At 66.2% G+C, this 20,636-nt stretch carries 16 protein-coding genes; 8 read left to right on the plus strand and 8 right to left on the minus strand.

Features of this window, described 5'->3' with window-relative positions:
* Positions 1 to 38: 38 nt before the first annotated feature.
* From AB4099_RS08500 to AB4099_RS08530, 7 genes are all read right to left on the minus strand, one after another.
* Positions 39 to 2,222 carry a hypothetical protein gene (locus tag AB4099_RS08500; protein WP_441477732.1) on the minus strand — a complete coding sequence of 728 codons (2,184 nt, stop codon included), beginning with the start codon at positions 2,220 to 2,222 and terminating at the stop codon, positions 39 to 41.
* Positions 2,213 to 3,232: a glycosyl hydrolase family 8 gene (locus AB4099_RS08505; protein ID WP_441477733.1), complete on the minus strand. Its 1,020-nt coding sequence runs from the start codon at positions 3,230 to 3,232 to the stop codon at positions 2,213 to 2,215. Before AB4099_RS08505 ends, AB4099_RS08500 begins: the two co-directional genes overlap by 10 nt.
* Positions 3,229 to 5,709, minus strand: a complete 2,481-nt coding sequence (locus AB4099_RS08510) for a cellulose biosynthesis cyclic di-GMP-binding regulatory protein BcsB (protein ID WP_441477734.1) — start codon at positions 5,707 to 5,709, stop codon at positions 3,229 to 3,231. The genes AB4099_RS08505 and AB4099_RS08510 overlap by 4 nt, the downstream gene beginning before the upstream one ends.
* Complete coding sequence (bcsA, locus tag AB4099_RS08515) at positions 5,706 to 7,892, minus strand: UDP-forming cellulose synthase catalytic subunit (RefSeq protein WP_113519339.1); 2,187 nt, start codon at positions 7,890 to 7,892, stop codon at positions 5,706 to 5,708. Before bcsA ends, AB4099_RS08510 begins: the two co-directional genes overlap by 4 nt.
* 27 nt (positions 7,893 to 7,919) lie before the next feature.
* Positions 7,920 to 8,867: a cellulose biosynthesis protein BcsN gene (gene bcsN, locus AB4099_RS08520; protein ID WP_441477735.1), complete on the minus strand. Its 948-nt coding sequence runs from the start codon at positions 8,865 to 8,867 to the stop codon at positions 7,920 to 7,922.
* Between the two features lie 347 nt (positions 8,868 to 9,214).
* Positions 9,215 to 10,126: an NAD(P)/FAD-dependent oxidoreductase gene (locus AB4099_RS08525; protein WP_441477736.1), complete on the minus strand. Its 912-nt coding sequence runs from the start codon at positions 10,124 to 10,126 to the stop codon at positions 9,215 to 9,217.
* Between the two features lie 57 nt (positions 10,127 to 10,183).
* A complete protein-coding gene (locus tag AB4099_RS08530) occupies positions 10,184 to 10,969 on the minus strand; it encodes a transglutaminase-like domain-containing protein (protein WP_113519340.1) in 786 nt (261 codons plus the stop codon).
* A 214-nt stretch (positions 10,970 to 11,183) separates the two neighbouring features.
* On the opposite strand from AB4099_RS08530, the gene AB4099_RS08535 reads away from it, so the two are divergent.
* From AB4099_RS08535 to AB4099_RS08570, 8 genes are all read left to right on the plus strand, one after another.
* Positions 11,184 to 11,444: a GlsB/YeaQ/YmgE family stress response membrane protein gene (locus tag AB4099_RS08535; RefSeq protein WP_113519336.1), complete on the plus strand. Its 261-nt coding sequence runs from the start codon at positions 11,184 to 11,186 to the stop codon at positions 11,442 to 11,444.
* A gap of 22 nt (positions 11,445 to 11,466) precedes the next feature.
* Positions 11,467 to 11,958 (plus strand): YidB family protein, encoded by a 492-nt coding sequence (locus tag AB4099_RS08540; RefSeq protein ID WP_441477737.1) that lies wholly within the window; start codon positions 11,467 to 11,469, stop codon positions 11,956 to 11,958.
* Positions 11,959 to 12,008: 50 nt separating this feature from the next.
* Positions 12,009 to 12,809: an exodeoxyribonuclease III gene (gene xth / locus AB4099_RS08545; protein WP_441477738.1), complete on the plus strand. Its 801-nt coding sequence runs from the start codon at positions 12,009 to 12,011 to the stop codon at positions 12,807 to 12,809.
* A 555-nt stretch (positions 12,810 to 13,364) separates the two neighbouring features.
* On the plus strand, positions 13,365 to 13,793 hold the full coding sequence (locus tag AB4099_RS08550) for a VOC family protein (protein ID WP_441477739.1): 429 nt from the start codon (positions 13,365 to 13,367) through the stop codon (positions 13,791 to 13,793).
* A gap of 81 nt (positions 13,794 to 13,874) precedes the next feature.
* On the plus strand, positions 13,875 to 14,798 hold the full coding sequence (locus AB4099_RS08555; protein WP_441477740.1) for a hypothetical protein: 924 nt from the start codon (positions 13,875 to 13,877) through the stop codon (positions 14,796 to 14,798).
* Positions 14,799 to 15,017: 219 nt separating this feature from the next.
* Positions 15,018 to 16,640, plus strand: coding sequence for an OpgD/OpgG family glucan biosynthesis protein (locus tag AB4099_RS08560; protein ID WP_441477741.1), 1,623 nt, complete (start codon positions 15,018 to 15,020; stop codon positions 16,638 to 16,640).
* 51 nt (positions 16,641 to 16,691) lie between these two features.
* Positions 16,692 to 17,348 (plus strand): DUF1345 domain-containing protein, encoded by a 657-nt coding sequence (locus AB4099_RS08565; protein WP_441477742.1) that lies wholly within the window; start codon positions 16,692 to 16,694, stop codon positions 17,346 to 17,348.
* 608 nt (positions 17,349 to 17,956) lie between these two features.
* The gene (locus AB4099_RS08570) at positions 17,957 to 18,727 is read left to right on the plus strand and encodes a 2'-5' RNA ligase family protein (RefSeq protein ID WP_441477743.1); all 771 of its coding nucleotides are present in this window, start codon (positions 17,957 to 17,959) and stop codon (positions 18,725 to 18,727) included.
* 314 nt (positions 18,728 to 19,041) lie between these two features.
* Here the strand turns inward: AB4099_RS08570 and AB4099_RS08575 are convergent, their stop codons facing one another.
* Complete coding sequence (locus tag AB4099_RS08575; protein ID WP_441477744.1) at positions 19,042 to 20,541, minus strand: PAS domain S-box protein; 1,500 nt, start codon at positions 20,539 to 20,541, stop codon at positions 19,042 to 19,044.
* Positions 20,542 to 20,636: the final 95 nt, after the last annotated feature.

Here is a 20,636-nt window from a genome sequence, read left to right on the forward strand (position 1 = left end):
ACTCTCCCGGTCTCCGGCACCGCCCTGGGCGAGCGCCGTCAGTACCTGTTCTGGCGCGTCACATCGCCGATGGCAGTCAATCCGGCCAGTGCTTGCGGTGAGCCATTGCTCTTGTACAGCGCCGTGAAGACCCGGCTGGCATCGCTGTAGCGACCGAGATGGAAATAGGACCAGCCGCGCATCATCATCAGATCGGTGGTTTCAGGCGCAAGGCGCGCGCGTTCCGACAGGGTCACCAGGGCGCCGTTGTAATCCTTGGTGTCGTATTGCGCGTAGAAGCGCTCGGAGAGGAGCAGGGCCGAGAGTTCGCGCCGCTGCGCGGGAGCCGGATTGGTCTGCGCCGCCGCGACATTGGCTTCCGCCGTCAGCCCCTGCTGGAGTTTCGCATAGGTCTTGCCCATGGCAGCATCGGCCGCGACCTGGCCCGAGCTGCTGCGCATGGCCGCATCGAAGGCTGCGGCTGCGGCGGCAGGCCGCTTCAGGTTGAGCAGGCACCAGCCGCGCTGCAACGCGGCTGCGCCCGACTGGCCGTTGCCGCAGCTGCCGGCCGCGGGGGCTGCCGCCTGGCGGCGCCGGACCGGCTCGGTGTCGATATCGGTCTGGACGGTCTGACGGGGAGCCCGGGAGCGCACCGGCCGGCTCGGTGCGGGTTCGACAATGTCTCGCTCGCGTGTGACCGGCGCTGCGGGCGCGGCGATATCGTCCCGGCGCTGTTCCTGCACCGGCACGGCGCGCGCGCGGCGCGGATCGAGCAGCGCGGCAATCCGTTCGGAACGACCGCCCCAGTCGTTCACGACCGCGCGCAGGCCGGCTTGGTCGCGCAAGCGCTGACGGGCCAGGGCAAGCCCATAGGCGGCCGGCTCATAGCCTCGGTCCCAGGAGAGGGCGGTTTCGAACCAGGTCTCGGCCGGGGAGGTCTGGCCGGCATTATAGGCATACCAGCCGAGACCGGCCGCGCCCGGCGCGTAGCGGTCCGTCGCAACGGTCTTCGCGATCCGCTCGACGACGGCGCGATCCAGTTTTGGAGCGGGTTCCTGCGTGATCAGTGTCGTCGCGACATCGAGATAGGCCTTGCGGTTGGCGGCGCCTGCGTCCAGCCACTGCGAGCCCAGTGCCTCGGCTTCCCGGTATTTCCGGTTGGCGCCCAGCGTGAGAACGGCGCCTTCGGCGGCTTTCGCCCCGCCCTTGCGCTGCAAGGCGGCCTGGAACAGGGCCTCCGCCCTGACGGGGTCATTGTGGTGCAGCGCGTAGAAGCCGAGCAGGATAGCATCGTCCGGCGTCGTCGCGGCATTGGCCAGCGCCTCGACGCGTCGAATGTCGTCGGCGGACGCCGTGAGCTTGGGGTCCTCGGCGGCTCGCCCGATGCGCCGGCGCGCGATCTCGTCGCGGATGCTCGAGAACTCGGTCTGCCTCTCCTGGGCCAGCAGCCCGTCGGTTAGCGCGTCGGGCAGCGTCGCCAGGGCCTTCTGCATCGTCCCGACCCGTTCGGCCGGGGTATTGCAGTTGCCCAGCACATAGGAATAGGCGTCCCGCGCCCGCTCGGGCTTGCCGGTCTGCACGAAAGCCTCGGCCACACGCCATAGCGCATCGACATTCGCGCAGGTCAGCAAGGCCGGCGTCTCGGTGCCGATCCGGATCACCTGCTCCCATTGCCGTGCGTTGGAGGCATTGACCAGCCGCTGCGCGGCTTCAGCGGCGTCGAGCCTGGCGACGAGGTCGGCCGGGGCGTGCCAGTTTGGGTCGCTCGTGCTGCGCTGGGCGATTGCGGCGCGGACCTCGCCGATCTTGCCCTCCGAGAACAGCTTCCAGAGCCGCTCCAGCTCGCGATCGCCGGTCTGGGCCGGGGCTGTCAGGTCGGTGGGCGGCTTCCATTCCGGATAGAGGGCCCGCAGCCGGGCCAGCTCGGCCTCCAGCCGCCGCGTGTCGCCCTGAGCCGCGAAATAGCGCAGCGCGCTTTCGTCGACCACGGGTGGGCGCTGCGCCGGCTGGCCGGGCTGGCCCGGCTGGACTGCGGACGGCGCAGCCGGGTTGGCGGGCGGCTGCGCCTGGGCGAGCTCGGGACCGGATTGCTGGTTGTCCGCAAAGGGCAGGCCGGCCGCGACGGCCTGCCGGATCGCCGCCGGCGGCGCCAGCGACAGCTCGGCGTCGCGACCATGGCGCCCGAAGGCATAGAATGCGGCGCTCGAGGCAGCGATCGCGAGGACAGCGTATTTCACATGCATTGCGGATACCTCTCGCGGAGCATCGAGAGGGACAGGAGGTGCAGGGTCGAGGGGTAATAGGCCGTGGGCTGGAAGCTCTTCAGCTCGGCCGGGATCGGCGTCTTGTCGAGCGCGCAGGCCATGGCGGCGAAGAGAATGCGGTAGCCGGCGTCAGGCAGCGGCTCGACGGGATTGCCGGTCTTGACGTCGATCACGGCGGTGCCGCCGGCCCAGGCCTTTCGGAAGGGCTCCATGCGTGCCTTGTCGGCCAGCCCGGCCCGCATCAGGTAGAGCGGGATGCGGATGGCGTTGTAGCCGAATTGCGGCGGGAAGCCGTCGGCGGGCCTCGGCGTGTCCTTGATCGAGACCCAGTCCGGCGCCAGCATCTTCGCCTTGGCGAGGGTGTCGAGCAGTTTCAGGCCGCTCGCCTGCACCTGCATCCAGCTCTGATCGCCGGTGAGCTGGGCGAGCGCCGGCAGCGCTTCGAACACCCAATAGGATGGATTGACCACGGGGCCGTCCGGCCGGTCCTTCTCGGAAAAGCCGACCGCGCCGGGCATCAGCCAGGTCTCGCCGCCGCGCTTCAGCAGCGCGACCTTGGCCAATGACCGGGCGATCTGGCGCGCCGCTGTCGTGTAGGCCGGCATGGTCCAGCGCGTCCCGGCGCAGGCGAGGGCCTCCGCGATCAGCAGGTCGCCGTCGCTGGCATTGTTGATGTCGGTGACATGGGGGCTCGCCTTGGGGTCCCAGCGCCAGGCCGCCAGTCCGTCGTCGCGGATCAGAAGTTCGGTTCGCGTGAAGGCGAAGATGCTCGCGAAACTGCTGCGGTCTCCGGCGAGACAGGCCAGCAGCAGGCCGTAGCCCTGGCTCTCGCTATGGCTGATCCCGCCATTGGCGTCGTCGATCACGCGCCCTTCGGAGGTGACGAATTTCTGCCGGTAGAGCTCCCAGGCTCCGTCGGGCAGGGCGGCCTGCGCCGCGGATGCGAGAACCATCATGGTGGCCGTGACGGTGGCGAGAAGCGTTTTCATGTGCGCCGCCCCAACCGTCCGAGCATCAGCGAGGTGCCGATGCCCAGCCCGATGCAGGCCAGCAGGAGCGCCAGCGCATAGGTGCCGATATTGCTCGACATCCAGTTGGCCAGGACGAGCCGCATATTCGCGAGGCTGAACGGGCGCGTCATGAAGAAGGAGGTGCTGTCGGCGGACACGACATGCGTGTCCTGCGCGCCGCGGAACGCCGTGATCTTGCCGGCCATGGCAGCCCAGTTGCCCGGTGTCACGATGCGGGCGACGCTGCTTTCGAGCGCTTCTTCGCGCCGTGCGACGAAGGCGGTCCAGACCTGGCGAGTGTCGGGATCGGCGGCCTGCGCCACGATCAGGTCGGTTCCCTCGGCGGGTTCGTAGAGCGAGGCCGCGCGCGACGGGGCGCGCAGCCGGGCGAAGGACAAATCGAAAGTCCGTTCCAGCCAGCCGTCGAAAGCATCGAAATAGCGGGCCAGCGGGCCGCCGAGCGAGTTGTGCCAGCGGTCGCGGATCTCGATCGCGGTTTGCGGCGGCCCGCCTGAATCCTCCGGCGTCGTCTGGCGGCCCTGGAACCGGTTGAGCACGGCATCGAACACGGCCGTGCCATCGGCATCGGGCGCGACCACGACGGTGTCGGCACGCCGCGGCCAGGTGCTGCGGACAGTGTCGGAGATGCCGACGCGCGGCAGCAGGCCGCTCGGCAACTGGCCGACGGCGCCCACGATCAAGGCCGGACGATCGCCCACGGTGGCGGCGTTCGCCAGCGGGTCGACCGCAATCGGCCGGCTCGCGCGCTGGGAGAGGCGCGCCAACAGTGTCGCCGCCGCGCTGTAATTGGCTGAATCGAGCCGGCCCAGGATCAGCGCCACGCGCGGCGACACCGAATAGGGGAAACCCGTACCCGACAGCGCGGCGAGGTTGGGCTTGACGCCGACCTTCGCGAAATCGGGAACGGCAAGCGAGGTCGTGTCGAACAGCGCGAAGCGGCTCTTCCCGGGCAGCGTTGCGCCCGGCCCGCAGCTGAGATCGGTCTTCGCGATCGTGACGGCCTCGAGCCAGAGCTCATTGATCCCCGGCCGGAAATGCCGCATCGGCACGGTGATTGGGAACTGCTGGAACAGGCCGCCATTCGTCGTGTTGAGCGGCACGGTCGCGGCGACGTTGCCGTTGACGAAGATCTCGATATGGCTGGTGCCAGGCAGGACCTCCGCGGAATAGGCGCCGTCGAGAAGGAGCGTCGCTTCGCCATAGGCGTTCGCATAGAAATCGCCGGGCATGGCGACGAGCGCGCGTACGCGCATGCGCCGGCCGGTCGATTCCTGCGTGGGAACGCCGAGATCGGAGAAGCGCAGCACCTGCTTGTTCGCGACATAGGGCGGGTTCGGTGTGTGCCAGCTCGCCGTATCCATGCTCGTGCGGTTGATATTGGTCGGCCTGGACACGGGCTCCGTCAGGATCTTGGCGACGACCGCCTCGATATCCGGCCAACCCTGTCCGGTGACGAGGAGCGTCGCCGGACCCAGCTTCGGACTGGCGACGAAGCCCAGGAAGCTGCGGGTGGCGGCCTCTTCAGGGATGGTGCCCAGCAGCTCGCCCAGTTCGTTCGCGGTTCCGACGACGACCGTCAGCGAGCCCGGCCGCAGCCGCTCCGGCGGCCGTTCGGAGACCCGCACCACGACCTGCCCAAAGCGCCCGCGCAGCGCCACGGCCTGCGCGACGGCGAGGATGGTATTGCCCGCGATCGCCCGCGACGCGCTCGGCGCGACGATGTTGATCGTCGTCTGACCACCTTCGTCCCCGCCGATCGTCGGCAGGTCGTCGATGCCGCGCAGGCGGAACTGCCCGGCATCGGGGCGGCGGAAGCTCAGCTGCGTGCCTGCGCCGTCGATGCGCGTCCAGAGCTCGTAGGTGGAGGCCAGGGTGCAATCGGTGCGGTGGCGATGCACCGCCTCGAAGCGGATCGTATTCTCACCCGCTCTCAGCAGGCCCTTGCGGATCGCGGCCGACAGCCGCGCCACCCGGTCCGAGGAGGCGACGGGCTGCTCGATGACGCGCTCGCCATTGATCCGGACGGTCAGTCGCGAGGCTTCCGGCATCACGACGAGCGCGTTCTGAAACGCCACGTCGAGGTTCAGGTCCGCGCCCGCCTCGTCCTGCGTCAGGAAGAAGGCCCAGCTGCGCGTGTCGCTCTCGCCCTCGAGGGTGACGCGGGCGGCAGGAAGCAACGGCTTGAAGGCGAAGGGGACAGCGGCAGTCGCTGCCGCTGCGGGCTTCGGCGGCTGGGCCGGGGCAGGGGGCTGGGCAGCAGGCGCGGCCGGAGGCACGGGGGCGGGCGTCGTGGCCGGCGGCGTCTCCGGCGGCGCGATCATGAACGGCGCCGGTTCGGCCGGGGCCGACTGCACGCGCCCGTCCTGGGCCATGCTGGCGCCGCAGAAGAGCGGAAGGGCCATCGCGGCCATCAGGGAGAATGGCTGCAGCCTCATTCCGCCGGCCTCGCCGGTGTCGCTGAGGGGCGTGTCAGGCGGTAGAGGCCGAAGAAATAGGACAGGCCGCGGCTGGTCTGGAACAGCGCGATCCGCAGGAAGCGGATCGTGCCGTAGACGACCCCCATGTTCTGGCGCCGCGCCTTCTGGAAAAGGGCCCAGCGCTCCGCGTCGGAAAAGGCGAGATCGGCGATCATGCGGCTGTGCAGCGGTTCGCTGGGCACATAGCGGCAGCCCATCAGCAAGCCCTTGTCGTCGGGCGCCAGCCGCATCACGCGCACCGGCAGCTGGCCGGCCGGCATATCGATCGTGGTCTCGAACGAGATCAGCGCCTCGCTGCCGATCGGCAGATTCTCGAAAGCCGAGGACAGGACGCGGATGCCGACGCCGTCGACCGAGGCGTTCTCCGTGACGATCGGCGCGGTCTGGCCGTCGATGGTGATCTCGCCGCGGCGTCGCACCGCGAAACGCCGGGCGGCGCGTCCCTCCGGCCTCTCCGAGACGACGCCGAGTGCGCAGCCCGCCATCAGCAGGTTGAGAACGTTCCAGAGGCCGACCACCACGGTCGTGTCGGCATTGTAGGGCTCGGTGATGATCCGCCAATAGGTCGCGACGACGCCAAGCGCCAGAACGGCGAAGATGATGAAGAAGGGCGTGCCCAGTTCCGAGACGCGCCGGGTTTCGAGCGACTCGTTCTTGGCCGTGACCTTGAAGGTCGGCTTGCCCGGATTGAGCAGGACCGAGATGACCGCGGGCAGCAGATAGACCGACTGGATGAACTCGTAGAGTTCCGAGATCCATGGCCAGCGATAGCGGCCATAGAGGTAATTCTGCATCATCAGGTTCACGACCATGTAACTCAGGATATAGGCGAAGAACTCCGCCCCCGATGCCGTGAAGATCTGCAATCCGAAGAACAGGTAGAACAGCGGAGAAATCAGGAAGATCCAGCGCGCGAACGGAAACAGCCAGAACAGCGCCGAGGAGCAATAGCAGAGCCGTTGCGGCAGCGAGAGGCCGGTTTTGAACAGTGGGCGATGATAGATCAGGATCTGCATCATGCCCTGCGCCCAGCGCGAGCGCTGCCCGATGAAGCTCGCGAAGGTCGCGGGCTGCAGGCCGGCGATCAGCGGCTTGTCGACATAGACGCTGTGCCAGCCGGTGGCGTGCAGCGTGATCGCGGTCTCGGCGTCTTCCGTGATGCTGCGGCCCGAGAAGCCGTTGGTCGTCTTGAGCGCCTGGCGGCGCAGCACGGCGGCCGAGCCGCAGAAGAACGACGCGTCCCATTTGTCGAGGCCGCGCTGGATGATGCCGTAGAACATCTCGTTCTCGGACGGCATGTATTTGAAGGTCTGGAGATTGCGCTCCAACGGGTCGGGATTGATGAAGAAATGCGGGGTCTGGACCAGGAACAGCTTCGGATCCAGCCCGAAATAGCCGACGGTCTCGGTCAGGAAGGACCGCGCGGGCGCATGATCGGCATCGAACACGACGATCAACTCGCCCTCGGAATGCGTGATGCCGTTGTTGAGATTGCCGGCCTTGGCGCTGATATTGCGGGCGCGCGTCAGATAGGTGACGCCGAGGCCCTCGCATAGCCTTTGCAGCGTCGCCCGGCGCTCCCTGGCGGCGTTGGCCGTCACGAAATTATCCGCGTTGCACTTCTCGTCGGTCCCGCCATCGTCGAGGAGATAGACCTTCAGCCGATCCGCGGGGTAATCCATCGCAAGCGCCGCTGCGAGCGTCGTCGCCAGCAGGTCCGCGTCCTCGTTATAGGTCGGCACGAAGACGTCGACGGTGGGCGCATTCTGCAGGTCGACCGGCGGTGTCTTGCGGTGCGGCAACGGCATCGCGACCACGAACAGGCTGAGGAACAGCATGCCGATATTATAGAACTCGGCGAGATAGAGGATCATCGCGGGGATGAAGTCCTCGATCTGGTTCGCCGGCGGCAAGGTGCTCGTCGTGCGCCAATAGATGTAGCGCAGCACGATCGCCGTTCCGAGCCCGAGCGCGATCAGCCGCCAGACGCCGTAAGGGCGCAGGAACTTCAGCGCGATCATGGCCGTGACCACGATCGCACCCGCGATCAGATGCGCCTGCAGGCTGATCGGTAGCGTGATCAGCACCACGACGACAGTGGCGATCACAGCCCAGACGATGACGTAGCTTGCTGTTCGCATCGGCTCTTCAGGCGATCATGGTTGCGGTCAAGGCGACAAGGGCGGCGGAACGGTCGGGTATCCTTCCAGGGGGCGGTCCGGCAAAGGCCTGTCTGGCAAAGACCTGTCTGGGACGGGGTCTCTCACCTCCGCACGGGCCGGTTGCGGACGCTTCGGGCGGGCAACCCGAGGCGGCCGATCGAGCGCGTCAGGCAGGGATGTCTGGGGCATGGATGTCAGAGGCAGGGGATAGATCGGTGCGCCGGCTTCGCCGAGGTCGGGGGAGGGCGATGGCGCATCCCCGATCGGGTTCCAGCCCGGGCGCCTGAGCGAGGCGTTGACGGAAAAACCATAGGCCAGGCGCAGCAAGGCGGCCTCGGACGCGCCCGGCGCGCAGACGCGCAGTCGCACGGAGATCACGCCCGATCTGGGCCGGAAGAGGCTGTCGCCACTGGCGACCTGCTGCCAGGCGTAAAGGCAGCCATCCCCCCCTGCACCACGACCATAGGCATAGCCGAACGGGCCGTAGCGGTTCTGCACATAGGCGGCCGACGGCACCATGGCGACGCCAGGAAGCCGCTCCTCCATCTCGCGCGCGATCGCGAAATCCTCGATGCTCGGAAGGGACAGGAGCCTGCCTTCGACACCGTTCGTATCGGGAACATCGGCCGCCGTCAGGAAGGCGGCATGGATCGCATTCTCGCCCGGCGTCCGGCCGCGCGTGGCGAGCGTGATGGTCTGGGACACGGCGTTTTCGTAGTTGCGCTGCGTCACGTTCACGATCGGCGGGCCGCCCGGCGGCAGCATGATCATCGCCCGGCTCGGGTCGACGGCGATGGAGCGCGTTGCGAAGGACAGCTCGGCATCCGTCAGCCTCTGCTCACCGCAGCCCGCCGCCATCGCTCCCAGCAAGGCCGCGGTGACAAGGGCTGCGCGTCGCCCCCTGGTCTGGCCGCGAGCCGGGCCCGACGCCGGACGCAGGCCGGACACGCTCATCGGCACCCAGGCCGGTGTCTTGGAGCGATCACCATATCTGAACCATTGATTAATAAAGATTAACACGTCCTTACCGCCGGGCTGATGCGGCCGGTCTCTGGCCCTCGATCGAATCACGCCTGCCAGTACAGACAATTCCGGCACCGGCACCAACCCCTGTTGAGCGGGGGCAGCGGGTGAATGTGAATGACGAGCGATCTCATCCCCCGTAATCTTTGCGGTGGCCGGCGGGTGGCAGCGATACAATCGGCAAGCCTTCTCTGTTCCGGAATGGAAGCCGGCGAACGAGATGAACTGGACTATCCTTGTCGCCGTCGTCGCGGAGAAGCGGGGGCTTGCCCCCGTGACTAGCGCAGCTGAGGGCGGCATGCGGCGAGATCGTTGCGGATCGCGGTCGCGGCCACGCCGGCCTGCCCCATGGCATGGCTGATCTGATCGAGACCGATCACGACGTCGCCGGCCGCGTATAATCGCATGATGCTGGTGCGTTGATGGCGATCGACCTGGACGCAGCCATCCTCCGTCACGTCAGCGCCCAGTGCGGTCGCGAGGCCGGAATGAACAACCGAGCCAAGTGCGGGGTAGACGGCGTCGAAGCGCAGCCGCCCGGCGGCCGAAGACAGGCTCAGGCCATCCTCCTCCAGTGCGAATTCCTGCGCCGGTCCGCCGATGATGCGGACGCCGAGACCCGTGAGACGCTCCGCCAGGGGGGCGGCGAGACCATCGGTCCCATCGAGGACAAGGCTGACCCGCGCCGTATATGACCTCAGGAATTCGCATTCATTCGCGGCACCGGCATCGGAGCCGATGACCGCAACGTCCTGCCCGGTGACCTCGTAACCGTCGCAAACCGGGCAGTAGCGCAGGCGGCCCAGGCTGAGGGCCTCGGCATGGAGCGCATCGGTCATCGGGGGGCGACGGTTCGTGACGCCGGTGGCGAGCAGAACCGAGTGCGCCTTGATGTCGACGTCCTGCCCGTGTGCCGCGAAGCCGGAACCGTCGCGGGTCAGCGCCTCGACGCGGCGATCGACAATCCAGGTGCCGTACTGGATCGCCTGCGACCGCATCCGCGACAACAGCTCGCGACCGGAAATGCCTTCGGGGAAGCCGGCGTGATTATGGGTGCAGGGGATCTGCAGGGCCCGGCCATGGCCTGCATCCATGACGGTGACGCCGAGGTGAAAGCGCGCAAGATAGATCGCCGCCGTCAGGCCAGCGGGGCCGCCGCCGATCACGAGGCAATCGAGTGGGTGGGACATGGAGATCCCTCGTCATGAGTAGTCAGGGGCCGCAACGGCAGGCGCTGCAAGCCTCTCTCAGGCTGACTCGCTGCGCAGGACCTGGACAGTCTGGGAGATCACGGTGCAAGCCTGATCCGTGGTCAGGAAGGCGGTATCCGTCGAATCCCGGCCATGCGCGATGCGGATGATGCCCTCGATCGGGGCAAGGCGCGTCGGGTCGACCAGCCACCAGGCGTTCTCGAGATAGACTTCCATCACGGCGTGGAAATCGGGCGGCTGAACATCGAGCGAATAGGCGCTGACGGCGCGGGCCGGGATCGACAGGGCACGGCAGAAGGTGATGCCGAGATGGGTGAAGTCGCGGCAGACGCCCGCCCTGACGGTGAAGGTATGCGCCGCTGTCGATCCAGGTGTGCTGACGCCCGCGACGTAATCGACGTGGGCCGCGATCCACTCGAGAATCGCCATCACCCGGCCGACCCCGTCGCCGGCGCCTGCGAACTCGCGCTGGGCAAAGCGTTGAAAGCGGTCGCTCGGGCAAAACCGGCTCGGCAGGAGATAGGGCAGCGCGTCGGCCGGCAGTTCGTTCCACGCATGTTGGCGCCCCGACAGGGGCAGCAACTGGCGCACGCCGTTATCGACCGTGGCGGTATAGGTGATCGTCGTCTCGCCCGAGAGGCAGGTCCGGAACCGGCGGTCTCCCGAGGGCGCCTCGTCCGTGATGGGCCGCACGTCGCCACTGACCGTCAATTCGTCCGCAATGATCGACTGATCGCTGGAATGTGAGGCCTGGATCAGCCCGATCACCTGCGTCGGCGCGAAAAAGCCATAGACGAGTTGGGCCGATGCGAGCAGCTTCATCTTGAACTCCGGACTCTCCCAGCGATCCAAACGGAGTTGGCAGTGGTTTCGTTCCGAACCGCCCCGTGCGGTTTCGCAGGGGCTGACGACCCAGCGGGAACCTCTCTGCTGTTCGTCGGTTCAGGACCTGCGCTTGCGCGTCGCTTGCGGCGGCTCATGCGCCTTCAGATGTGGCCAAGCTTCCAATGTGACCAAGCGCTTGCGGGAGGACATTATGGGCATTATCGGGACCATCCTCATCGGCTTTCTCGCCGGTGTGGTCGCCAAATTTCTGACCCCTGGGTCCAACGAGCCTTCGGGATTCGTTCTCACCACCATCCTCGGGATCGTTGGTGCATTCGTTGCGACCTATATCGGACAGGCGATGCATTGGTACGCCCCCGGCGAAGGGGCGGGCCTGATCGGGGCCATCATCGGCGCCGTCATCGTCCTGGCGGCGTGGGCGTTTTTCGCGAACCGCCGACACACCGTTTAATCCGGCACCAGGAGCAAGTCTCATGAGCGACAACCAGGGCTTTCCGTCGATGACGGCACTGCTGGGCCTGCTGGCCCTCGCAGGCTACCAGAACAAGGACAAGATCGCCGAGTGGTTCGGCCAGGCGACCCAGGCCAACCCGGCCAATCAGCCGGCGCGCACCGGGGCACCGGCAGGCGACATCCCGAAAGGCGCGGATTCCGTGCTCGGCAACCTCGGCACATTGGGCGCAGGCGGAATCGGCGGCTTCCTGAACGGAGGTCTGGGAGAGCTGCTTGATCGCTTCAAGCAGGCCGGCCAGGGCGAAAAGGCCGATTCCTGGGTGCGCCAGGGCCCCAATCAGGACGTTGCGCCCCCGGACCTCGAACAGGCGATCGGTCCCGACATCCTGGCCAAGCTCGAACGCCAGACCGGCCTGTCGCGTGACGAGTTGCTGTCGCGCCTGTCCCGGCAACTGCCGGATGCCGTCGACCGCTATACGCCGGACGGCAGGCTGCCTGCCGCCGGAGCCTGAGCGGCGACGCGCCGGCAGACGCGGTCGATTTCGGTTGAGGCTCTGGCGTGATGTCCAGGCACCGCCGAAAGCGCGACGTCTTCAGGGTGGCGACCTATAATATCAACAATGTCAGGCGAGGGCTCCCGAACCTCCTGCACTGGCTCGAAACGACAGAGCCCGATGTCGTGTGCCTGCAGGAGCTTAAATCCTGCGATCGTGAATTTCCCGAGGTCGAGATCGGGAAGGCTGGATATGGCGCCGTCTGGTGGGGGCAGCGAACATGGAACGGGGTCGCGATCCTGGCGAAGGGCACGACCCCGATTGTGACGCGCAGGGGCCTTCCCGGCGACCCTTCCGACCAGCAGGCCCGGTACATCGAGGCGGCCGTCAATGGCATCCTGATCGCCTCGCTCTATCTCCCGAACGGCAATCCGCAACCGGGGCCGAAATTCGACGTCAAGCTCTCCTGGTTCGAGCGCCTGAGCGGCCATGCCGCCGATCTGTTGGCCAACCAGGTGCCGATCATCCTGGCCGGTGATTTCAATGTCGCGCCGACAGCGCTCGATATCTACCCCACCACGTCCTGGGATGACGACGCGCTCGTGCAGCCGGAGAGCCGTGCCGCTTATCGCAGCATCATCGAGCAGGGTTGGACGGATGCCCTGCGCGCGCTCTACCCCGACGAGCGAATATACACGTTCTGGCACTATATGCGCAGCCGTTGGGAGCGCGACGCTGGCTTGCGCCTCGACCACCTTCTGCTGAACCCGGTCACGGCAAAGCGGCTTGTCGCCGCGGGTGTCGACCGCCACATTCGCGGGCTGCCGAATGCCAGCGATCATGCGCCAGCATGGGTCGACCTGGCTTGAGGAGCGTTCCCGGCCGGGGCTGCCGGAGTGGGAAGCGCTGCAAGTGCGGATCGCGGGGTTGTCGTTCCGCAGGCGGAACCGCGGCGAATCCGGCCGGCGTCCGCCAAGGTTTCGTGCGTCCGGCTTCGAGCCCGTTTCGTTCGATCGCTAGTGCGATGACGACGCCCGAAGGATCCCAAACCCTGCTGGCCCGGCCACGCTGGCTCGCTGTCGCGTTGAGCCGCCGGCTTCCGAAACCTTCGGCGGCTGCGCCCCCGCGCTCGTGCCAGACGATCACGAAGCCGGATTCTCGCTCCGAACAGGTGATCTCGACGGTGCCAGTTTCGGCGGACCGGCTGGCGCGGTCATCGCGCTCCTGATGTGGATGAGTCTGTCGGCGACGAACAGAATTCGGAAGCCGAACGCCAGACCTTGTGGGGCGGGAGGCGCGGCCCTCGGACGCCGATCGGGCTTCGAGGCGCCGACGCTGCTGACAACAAGTGGTAGGCGCATGGTGGACAGGGAACGACTGCGCCTCGTCCGCGTTGGTGCGGGCAATCGAAACGGGAGGAAGAGATGGAAACGCAGGAACTGCATCGCGGCCGGCTGATCGATCACATCCAGCTCGTCGTCGCAGACCTCGCCGCCTGCCGCCGGTTCTACGAGGCGATCTTGCGCGAACTCCACGTTCCGATCGGCGGGACGGCGGAGGATTACTTCTGGGTGGACGAGCTCTTCGTCTCGAGCGCGCAGAGCAAGGCCGCGCAGGGCGAGCTCACGGGCCGGCACCATATCGCCTTCCAGGCCAGGAATCGCGCCATGGTCGACGCGTTCCACAAGGCCGGTCTCGAAAGCGGGGGCCGGGATAACGGTGCGCCGGGCGAGCGCCCCTATCACCCCGGCTATTACGCCGCCTTCCTGCTCGATCCCGCCGGCAACAATATCGAGGCCGTCTTCCATGGCGAGGCCGAGCGCAGCGCTCCCTCGGTCAAGATCACATTCTGAGTGATCGGCAGGGGTGCCACGCGCGCCACGATCCGTCATGCTCGCATTCCGACCGTCGGAGAGGGCAAGGGCGGATCGACGATGCCATCCCCGCTAGAGAGCATCAGCGTCGAACCGACTGTCGAGGGCAGGGTGGGCGCGACCGCGTCCTTCCCCTATGACGCGGGGCTCGTCGAGCGCTTCCGCGCGGCCTTTCCCCGGGCGCGTTGGCGCGATGATCGCCGCGCCTGGTTCGTACCGGGGAGCACGGCCGAAAGGCGGCTTGATCGCTGGCTGCAGCGGGAGCTTTCGGGCGTCCTCGCCCATGCCGATGCGCGCGGCAGGGACGCCTTCGCATTCGACCCGATCACGAGCGACTATCTCGTTCCGGCCGAAGAATTGCTGCTCCGGACGCCTTACTCCAGGACCGTCGTCGCGGAATTGCGCGCCGTGCCCTGGGCCTGGTGGGATGGCGATGAAAAACTCTGGCGCATTCCCTATCGCTCGCTGGGGGAACTCCGGCGTCGTTGGCCGGCGATCGAGGAGGCCGCGCGCCGCAACGAGCCGGCGGAGCGGAAGCGCCGGCGAGACGAGCTGAAGGGCTCCGCCGAGCATCGCGAGCTGAGCGCACGTGCCAGGGAGCGGCAACGCCATCGCTACCCGGTCCTTGCCGATCAGCTCCCGCCCGGCGACCGCCCGTTGATGTCTCACGTCGGCGCGCTGGTCTTCACCGAGGTCACGGGTGAGCTCGTCGACGGGGAAAGCCTGCGCCAGCATTACCCCTGGAGTGCCGGCGCCACCGGCGATTTCGTCTGGGCGAGTTGGCGCAGGCCCGGTCATGATGAGCTGGTGCGGACATGGCCGGCACGGCAGCCGGCACCCGGGGCAGAGCTGGCCCGGGGCTGGTGGCAGCCGACGATCGAGGAATTGCGGGACGCCCGGCGCAAGGCGAGATCGCTCGAGCGTGCGCTGGCGACGCGCAGGCAACGGCATCCGGACAGAAATCAGGACGAAAATTCCGCATAGGCAACGGGTTGCGGCCGTTTCATGGGCTCTGACATCAGGCCCGAGCTGCCCGGACGCTGCGGCTGCAGCGGTGGCTCTGGCGGGCTTGCCCGACGCGCTTCGTGGATTTGGCCCAAGGCGAGCCGGTCCGGCGTCGGACCGCCAAATCCTCGTCCGGTGAACGCAGGGAACCTTGGGAGTGAGGGAGGGTTAGGCTCGTATTGGAATGACGGGACCATCATGATGACCGCAGGCGGCAGCCACTCCCTCACACGTCGTTCCGCTTTGGCGGCGCTGGCCTCGACGGCTTTCCTGGCGAGGGCGCCGGTATCGCAGGCCGCTCCGACGCCTCAACCTGGCGCCAGCCGCTTTGGTTACGACGATGTCGTCAGGCAGGCGCGCGTGCTGGGTGAGCGGCCCTTCGATCCCGGCGGCCTGACCATTCCCGCGGAATTGTCGAAGCTGACCTATGACGGCTATCGCGAGATCCGCTTCCGCCGTGAAAAGGCCTTGTGGCAGGAGAGCGGTTCCGATTTTCGCCTGCTGCCGTTTCATCTCGGCTTTCTCCATGACAAGCCGGTGCAGCTGCATGTGGTCAGGGATGGCAACGCCATACCGATCCCGTTCACCACCGGCCTCTTCGAATACGGCAAGGTGCCGGTTCCCAAGCAGCTTTCACCGTCGCTTGGCTTTGCCGGGTTTGCGGTGACGACCACGCTCAACGATCCCAAGGTCCAGGATGAGGTGATCTCGTTTCTGGGGGCGAGCTATTTCAGGCTGATCGGCCGGGGCCATCGCTACGGGCTTTCTGCCCGCTCCCTTGCGATCGACGTCGGCGGCAAGCAGCCCGAGGAGTTTCCGTTCTTCCGCGCCCTGTGGCTGGAAGAACCGAAGGCAGACAGTCTCGATCTGGTGATCTACGCCCTCCTGGATTCGCCCTCCGTAGCCGGCGCGTTCCGCTATGTCGTGTCGCCCGGCCGCGAAACCACGATGACCGTCACGGCCACGATCCTGCCGCGCGTCGAGATCCCGCGGCTCGGCATCGCTCCGCTGACGTCGATGTTTCTCGCGGGCGAGGGGGACCTTGGACACCGGACAGATTTCCGGCCGGAGGTCCATGATTCCGACGGGCTCCTGATGCAGGCCGGTTCCGGCGAATGGATCTGGCGACCGATCCGCAATCCCAAGAACCTGCGGATTTCCAGTTTTGGCGACCGCGACCCGCGCGGCTTCGGCCTGATGCAGCGCGATCGCGAATATGGGCATTACCAGGACCTGGAAGCGCAGTATCACGCCCGGCCGGGCTATTGGGTCGAGCCCATCGGCGAATGGGGCGAGGGCCGCGTCGACCTGATCGAGATCCCGACCAACAACGAGGCATTCGACAATATCGTGGCGTGCTGGACGCCGGCTCAACCGCTCGAGACCGGCAAGACCAGCGAATTCAGCTATCGCATCACGGCCTTGTCGACGACGAACGAGCTCCATCCCATGGGGCAGGTCCGCAACAGCTTCAGCGGCTGGGACAGCCGCGAGGCCGACGCCGAAGGCACCGGCAAGCAGCGCTTCATCATCGATTTTGGGGATGGCGATCTGGCCTATTTCCTGAGCGATCCCAAGCGTGTCGAGATCGTCGCCTCGACAACGGCCGGTGTGATCACCAACACCATCATCGCTGCCAATCCCGCCACGAAAGGCTTTCGGGTCATCCTCGACGCGACCCTGCCAGTAGGGCAGACTGCCGACTTGCGGGCCTATCTCAAGTCACGAAACCGCACCCTCTCCGAGACGTGGACGCAGTCTTGGTCGGTTTCTTCCCCAGCCGTCCGAGATGCGCCAGACCATGTCGTCACGCGGGAATAGCCGACACTGCTCCGTCCTGGACGGATTCCCCGGCGGCAGGCGTCAGACCCGATGAGGCTGCTTCCGCGATCCCTGCTCATTCGACCTCGCCTTCTGATCGCGCTGGCTGCGGTGGCGCTGCTGACGATCCTGCTGCCGCGCGATTGGGGGTGGGTGACGCGGCTCCTGGTGGCGTGGGACGCCGGCGCAATCCTCTATCTCGGCATGCTGACGACGATGATCTTTGGCGAGAGCGTCGAACAGATCAAGGCGCGCGCCGCCGAGCAGGATGAAGGTGCGCTCGCCATCCTGGTCATCGCCTGCCTGGCCGCCGCCGCAAGCGTCGCGGCCATCGGCATTCAGCTCGCCGGCCTGAAGAGCGTGCCGCCTGACGAAAAGGCGCTGCACCTGGCGCTCGGCGCCGTCACCATCGTCAGTTCCTGGGCGCTGGTGCACGCCTTCTTCACGCTGCATTACGCGCATGATTTCTACAGTGATGACGGCGCCGAGGGCGGCCTGGATTTTCCAGGGAAGGGCGAGCCTGACTATGTCGATTTCCTCTATTTTTCCTACACGATCGGCTGCACCTCGCAGACGTCTGACATCGGTGTCACCACGCGCGAGGTCAGGACGATCGTGCTCGCCCATTCCATCCTCTCGTTCTTCTTCAACACCACCATTCTGGCCTTCGGTATCAATGTCGGAGCCTCGCTGCTTTCGGGGGGATGAGGTCGGTCCGGACCGGCTCTCCGGAGTGCCCCAACGCGCGTTCCTTTCAGCATGACGGTCAATCGGACCGCCGCGATGAACGGATGCGCGGGATGGTCAGGTCCAGTCGGGCTGGTCGTTCAGCGCTGCGCGAGGCCGGTTTTACAAGTCGATATCGAGGCAATTATACTCGTGTATTATAGTTGAAAAATCAGAATTGCTTACAAATTTGAAATGATGAACGCATAGCGAAGATGCATTTGTCGCTGTTCTCTTGGTCATCGAGCGAGATAAGCTAACTATTGCTCGCTTTCCCCTCCCACTGCGGGCGCGCCGGTCGGCGCGGCCTTGGCCGCTGCGCTGGCCGGCATTTTTCCTCCGGGTAACTTGCGATTCCTGAAAACCCCGATCTGCGGCCGACCCAAAGCAGTGAACTGACGCCTGCTGGCTCGCCTGGTCACAAATGACCCAAAAGGCCCCCTCTGCAACTGATCGCTGTAGCTTTGAGCGGTCCTCCAAGGCACCGAACCACCACTTGCAGGCCGCCAAAAGCGCATCGCGCGCCAGGCCGCTTTCGACTAATCTCCCCTGGTCTATACCTGTCTTCTGAACATTCAGGGAGCACAGCGATGAAGACTTCCGTCTTTGCAAGTATTCCTGCCCCTCTGGATTGCCGGGGTCGTCCACGCGCGCGCGTTCTTGCAGCCATCGGCCTCGGGCTGGCCTTGGTGCTCGGCTTCGCCCAAGGCGCCGTCGCGCAACAAAATCCCCTGACAGCGATCGACATCGCGCTCGAACCCGACGCGACGATGCTTCAGCACGCGAAGGACGCCAACGCGCGACTGCTCAAGTCTTTCCCGAAGGGCTTTGCTTTGGATGAGACGCACCACCCGCATGTCACGATGGTGCAGCAGTTCGTCCGCACGGCCGACCTCGATAAGGTATTCGCCGCGGCGAATGCGGTTCTGACCAAGGAAAAGCCGACGTCATGGGCGCTGAAGGCATTCAAATATTACTACATCCCTGCTCCGCCGGTCGGCCTCGCGGGGATCGTCGTCGAACCGACTGGAGACCTGCATCGGCTCCAGGATGAACTCATCAAGGCCGTTGCGCCCTACACCGCCAAGACCGGAACCCCGGCGGCGTTCTTCAGCGGGGATGGCGGACGCGACATTCAAGAATCCCTGATCGAGTACGTCTCCAACTTCGTCACGATCGCGGCGGGCAAGGGTTTCAATCCGCATGTGACGATCGGCGTCGGAACGGAAACCTATTTGAAGACGATGTTGGCCGAGCCATTCGACGCGTTCACGTTCTCGCCGACCGGCGCATCGGTCTATCAGCTCGGCACCTTTGGCACGGCGCGGAAGGAACTGAAGGCGTTGCCGCTGACGCCCTGAGGCGAGGCACGACAAACGACCGGAAGCGCGGCTCTCGCGGTCGAAGGCGCACGATGTCGTCAAGGTTCTTGCCGGGCTCGATCCCAATCTTCTTCATCTGAGCGATGATCGGCTCATCGGTGACGTGGGGCGGGTGCTGTTTGAGGCGTTCTGCTGTGCAGGCGGGCCGTCCGCGCCCGGGATGCTCGTGAGGCCAGCGCCTTCCACACGACCAAGACGTGGATCCGGAGGACACCGGCGTCGGCACGCGCCAGCCCTGTCGGCGCGGTTGTTGGGAGCGGCGAGGGCGGTTGTGGCTGCGCTGGAAGAGCGCGTCAGGCTCCGAGCCTGTCACGCTCGATAACGAGTTCGATGATCACGCCCGCCGGGTCCCAAACTCTGCTGACCCGGCCAAGCTGACTTGCCGTCGCCTTGACCAACCGGCTCCCGAACCCTTCGCTTCCCGTGCTCTCGGGCGATGGACCGCCGCGCTCGCACCAGACGATCACGAACTCGGACGATCGATCCGAACACGTGATCTCGACAATGCCGTCCGGGGTGGAAAGACTGCCGTATTTGGCGGCGTTGGTCGCGAACTCATGAAGCAGGAGCGACAGCGATGTGACCAGGGTGGAGGGCACCGGTATGTCAGCGCCGCGAATCTCGCTGCGCGACCGTTCTCCGGCTCGATAGGGCTCCAGGATTGCAGCGATCAGGGCGTGCAGCGTGGTTGCCGCCGGCTCCAGCCCCGCGGCCACGGATGACATGGTCAGCGCGTGCGCGCGTGACAGGGTGGCAAGGCGCTCGGAAACAGTGGACGCAAGCTCCGCCGGGGTTGCGGCTGAGCGCGCACTGAGATTGACGATCCCACTCGTGAGAGCGAAGACGTTCTTGACGCGGTGGTTCATCTCGCGAAGCAGCAGCTGCTGCTGGTCCTGGGCACGTCGCCGCTCCGAGATGTCCCGGGCAATCTTCGAGGCGCCCATGATTTCGCCCCTGGCATCCTTGATTGGCGAGATGCTCAGCGAGATCGCGACAAGGGTTCCATCCTTGCGCCGGCGCATGGTCTCGTAGTGCTCGATGCGCTCCCCGGCGCGAATGCGCTCCAGGATCCGTGGCTCCTCGTCACGCCGGTCCTCAGGAATGAGCAGCATGATCGGCTGGCCCAGAACCTCCTCCCGCCGATATCCGAAAAGGCGCTCGGCACCGGGGTTCCAGTCGGTGATCAGACCGTTCAGATCCTTGGCGATGATGGCGTCATCGGACGACTCGACGAGCGCTGCCAGGCGGCGGGCGGAGGCATCGCCCGTATGGCGTTCGATGGCAAAGCCAAGCTGGCGCGCGATCACCAGGGCGATGTCGCGCTCGTGCTCGGTGAAAACCCGCGGCGTGTCATAGTAGACCATGAACTTGCCGGTGAGTTCGTCGGCCCCCGCGAGCGGAATGAAGGCCAGGGCATGGATGCCTTCGCCGATGATGCTCTCGATGAGCCGCCGCGGTTCGCTGGTGAGAGCGATGTCCGAAACGAAGATCGGATCGGCCTCGCGGTCGCTACGATTCCAAGGCGCATGGCCGTCGACAGCTGCGCGGTATTCGTCTGAAAGCCCGCGCCAGACGACGAAACGCATTGTCCCACCCTCGTCGAAGCGAAGGATGGAGGCTCGCAGGGTCGCAAGCGCTTCACAAATGGCGTCGAGCGCAGCCTCGTAGGTCTCGGCAAGCGTACGGGCTCGAAACAACCGATCGGTGAACCGGAAAAGTGTGGTCTGCTCGCGTGCCTGGCGAGCCGCGTCAGCGGGGGATACCGCGGCATGACCGCTTGTGGTTCGCTGCATGGACGGCCTCGCGGCGCCGCCAATCCGGAGCTTCCCACCACGAAAAGTCCCGTCTGGCGAGCTGATCATTTGAGCACCGAACCGGACTTATCTCA

Origin of the sequence: Allobosea sp. 2KB_26 (assembly GCF_052115715.1) — a bacterium.
Lineage (GTDB): Bacteria > Pseudomonadota > Alphaproteobacteria > Rhizobiales > Beijerinckiaceae > Allobosea.

Excerpts from the sequence above, each read along its gene's own strand:
- AB4099_RS08505 (WP_441477733.1), bottom strand. The coding sequence starts at position 3,232 with ATGAAAACGCTTCTCGCCACCGTCACGGCCACCATGATGGTTCTCGCA.
- AB4099_RS08535 (WP_113519336.1), top strand. The coding sequence starts at position 11,184 with ATGGGCATTATCGGGACCATCCTCATCGGCTTTCTCGCCGGTGTGGTC.
- AB4099_RS08540 (WP_441477737.1), top strand. The coding sequence starts at position 11,467 with ATGAGCGACAACCAGGGCTTTCCGTCGATGACGGCACTGCTGGGCCTG.
- AB4099_RS08500 (WP_441477732.1), bottom strand. The coding sequence starts at position 2,222 with ATGCATGTGAAATACGCTGTCCTCGCGATCGCTGCCTCGAGCGCCGCA.
- AB4099_RS08560 (WP_441477741.1), top strand. The coding sequence starts at position 15,018 with ATGATGACCGCAGGCGGCAGCCACTCCCTCACACGTCGTTCCGCTTTG.
- AB4099_RS08530 (WP_113519340.1), bottom strand. The coding sequence starts at position 10,969 with ATGAAGCTGCTCGCATCGGCCCAACTCGTCTATGGCTTTTTCGCGCCG.
- AB4099_RS08575 (WP_441477744.1), bottom strand. The coding sequence starts at position 20,541 with ATGCAGCGAACCACAAGCGGTCATGCCGCGGTATCCCCCGCTGACGCG.
- AB4099_RS08555 (WP_441477740.1), top strand. The coding sequence starts at position 13,875 with ATGCCATCCCCGCTAGAGAGCATCAGCGTCGAACCGACTGTCGAGGGC.
- AB4099_RS08525 (WP_441477736.1), bottom strand. The coding sequence starts at position 10,126 with ATGTCCCACCCACTCGATTGCCTCGTGATCGGCGGCGGCCCCGCTGGC.
- AB4099_RS08550 (WP_441477739.1), top strand. The coding sequence starts at position 13,365 with ATGGAAACGCAGGAACTGCATCGCGGCCGGCTGATCGATCACATCCAG.
- xth (WP_441477738.1), top strand. The coding sequence starts at position 12,009 with ATGTCCAGGCACCGCCGAAAGCGCGACGTCTTCAGGGTGGCGACCTAT.
- bcsN (WP_441477735.1), bottom strand. The coding sequence starts at position 8,867 with ATGAGCGTGTCCGGCCTGCGTCCGGCGTCGGGCCCGGCTCGCGGCCAG.
- AB4099_RS08510 (WP_441477734.1), bottom strand. The coding sequence starts at position 5,709 with ATGAGGCTGCAGCCATTCTCCCTGATGGCCGCGATGGCCCTTCCGCTC.
- AB4099_RS08565 (WP_441477742.1), top strand. The coding sequence starts at position 16,692 with ATGAGGCTGCTTCCGCGATCCCTGCTCATTCGACCTCGCCTTCTGATC.
- bcsA (WP_113519339.1), bottom strand. The coding sequence starts at position 7,892 with ATGCGAACAGCAAGCTACGTCATCGTCTGGGCTGTGATCGCCACTGTC.
- AB4099_RS08570 (WP_441477743.1), top strand. The coding sequence starts at position 17,957 with ATGAAGACTTCCGTCTTTGCAAGTATTCCTGCCCCTCTGGATTGCCGG.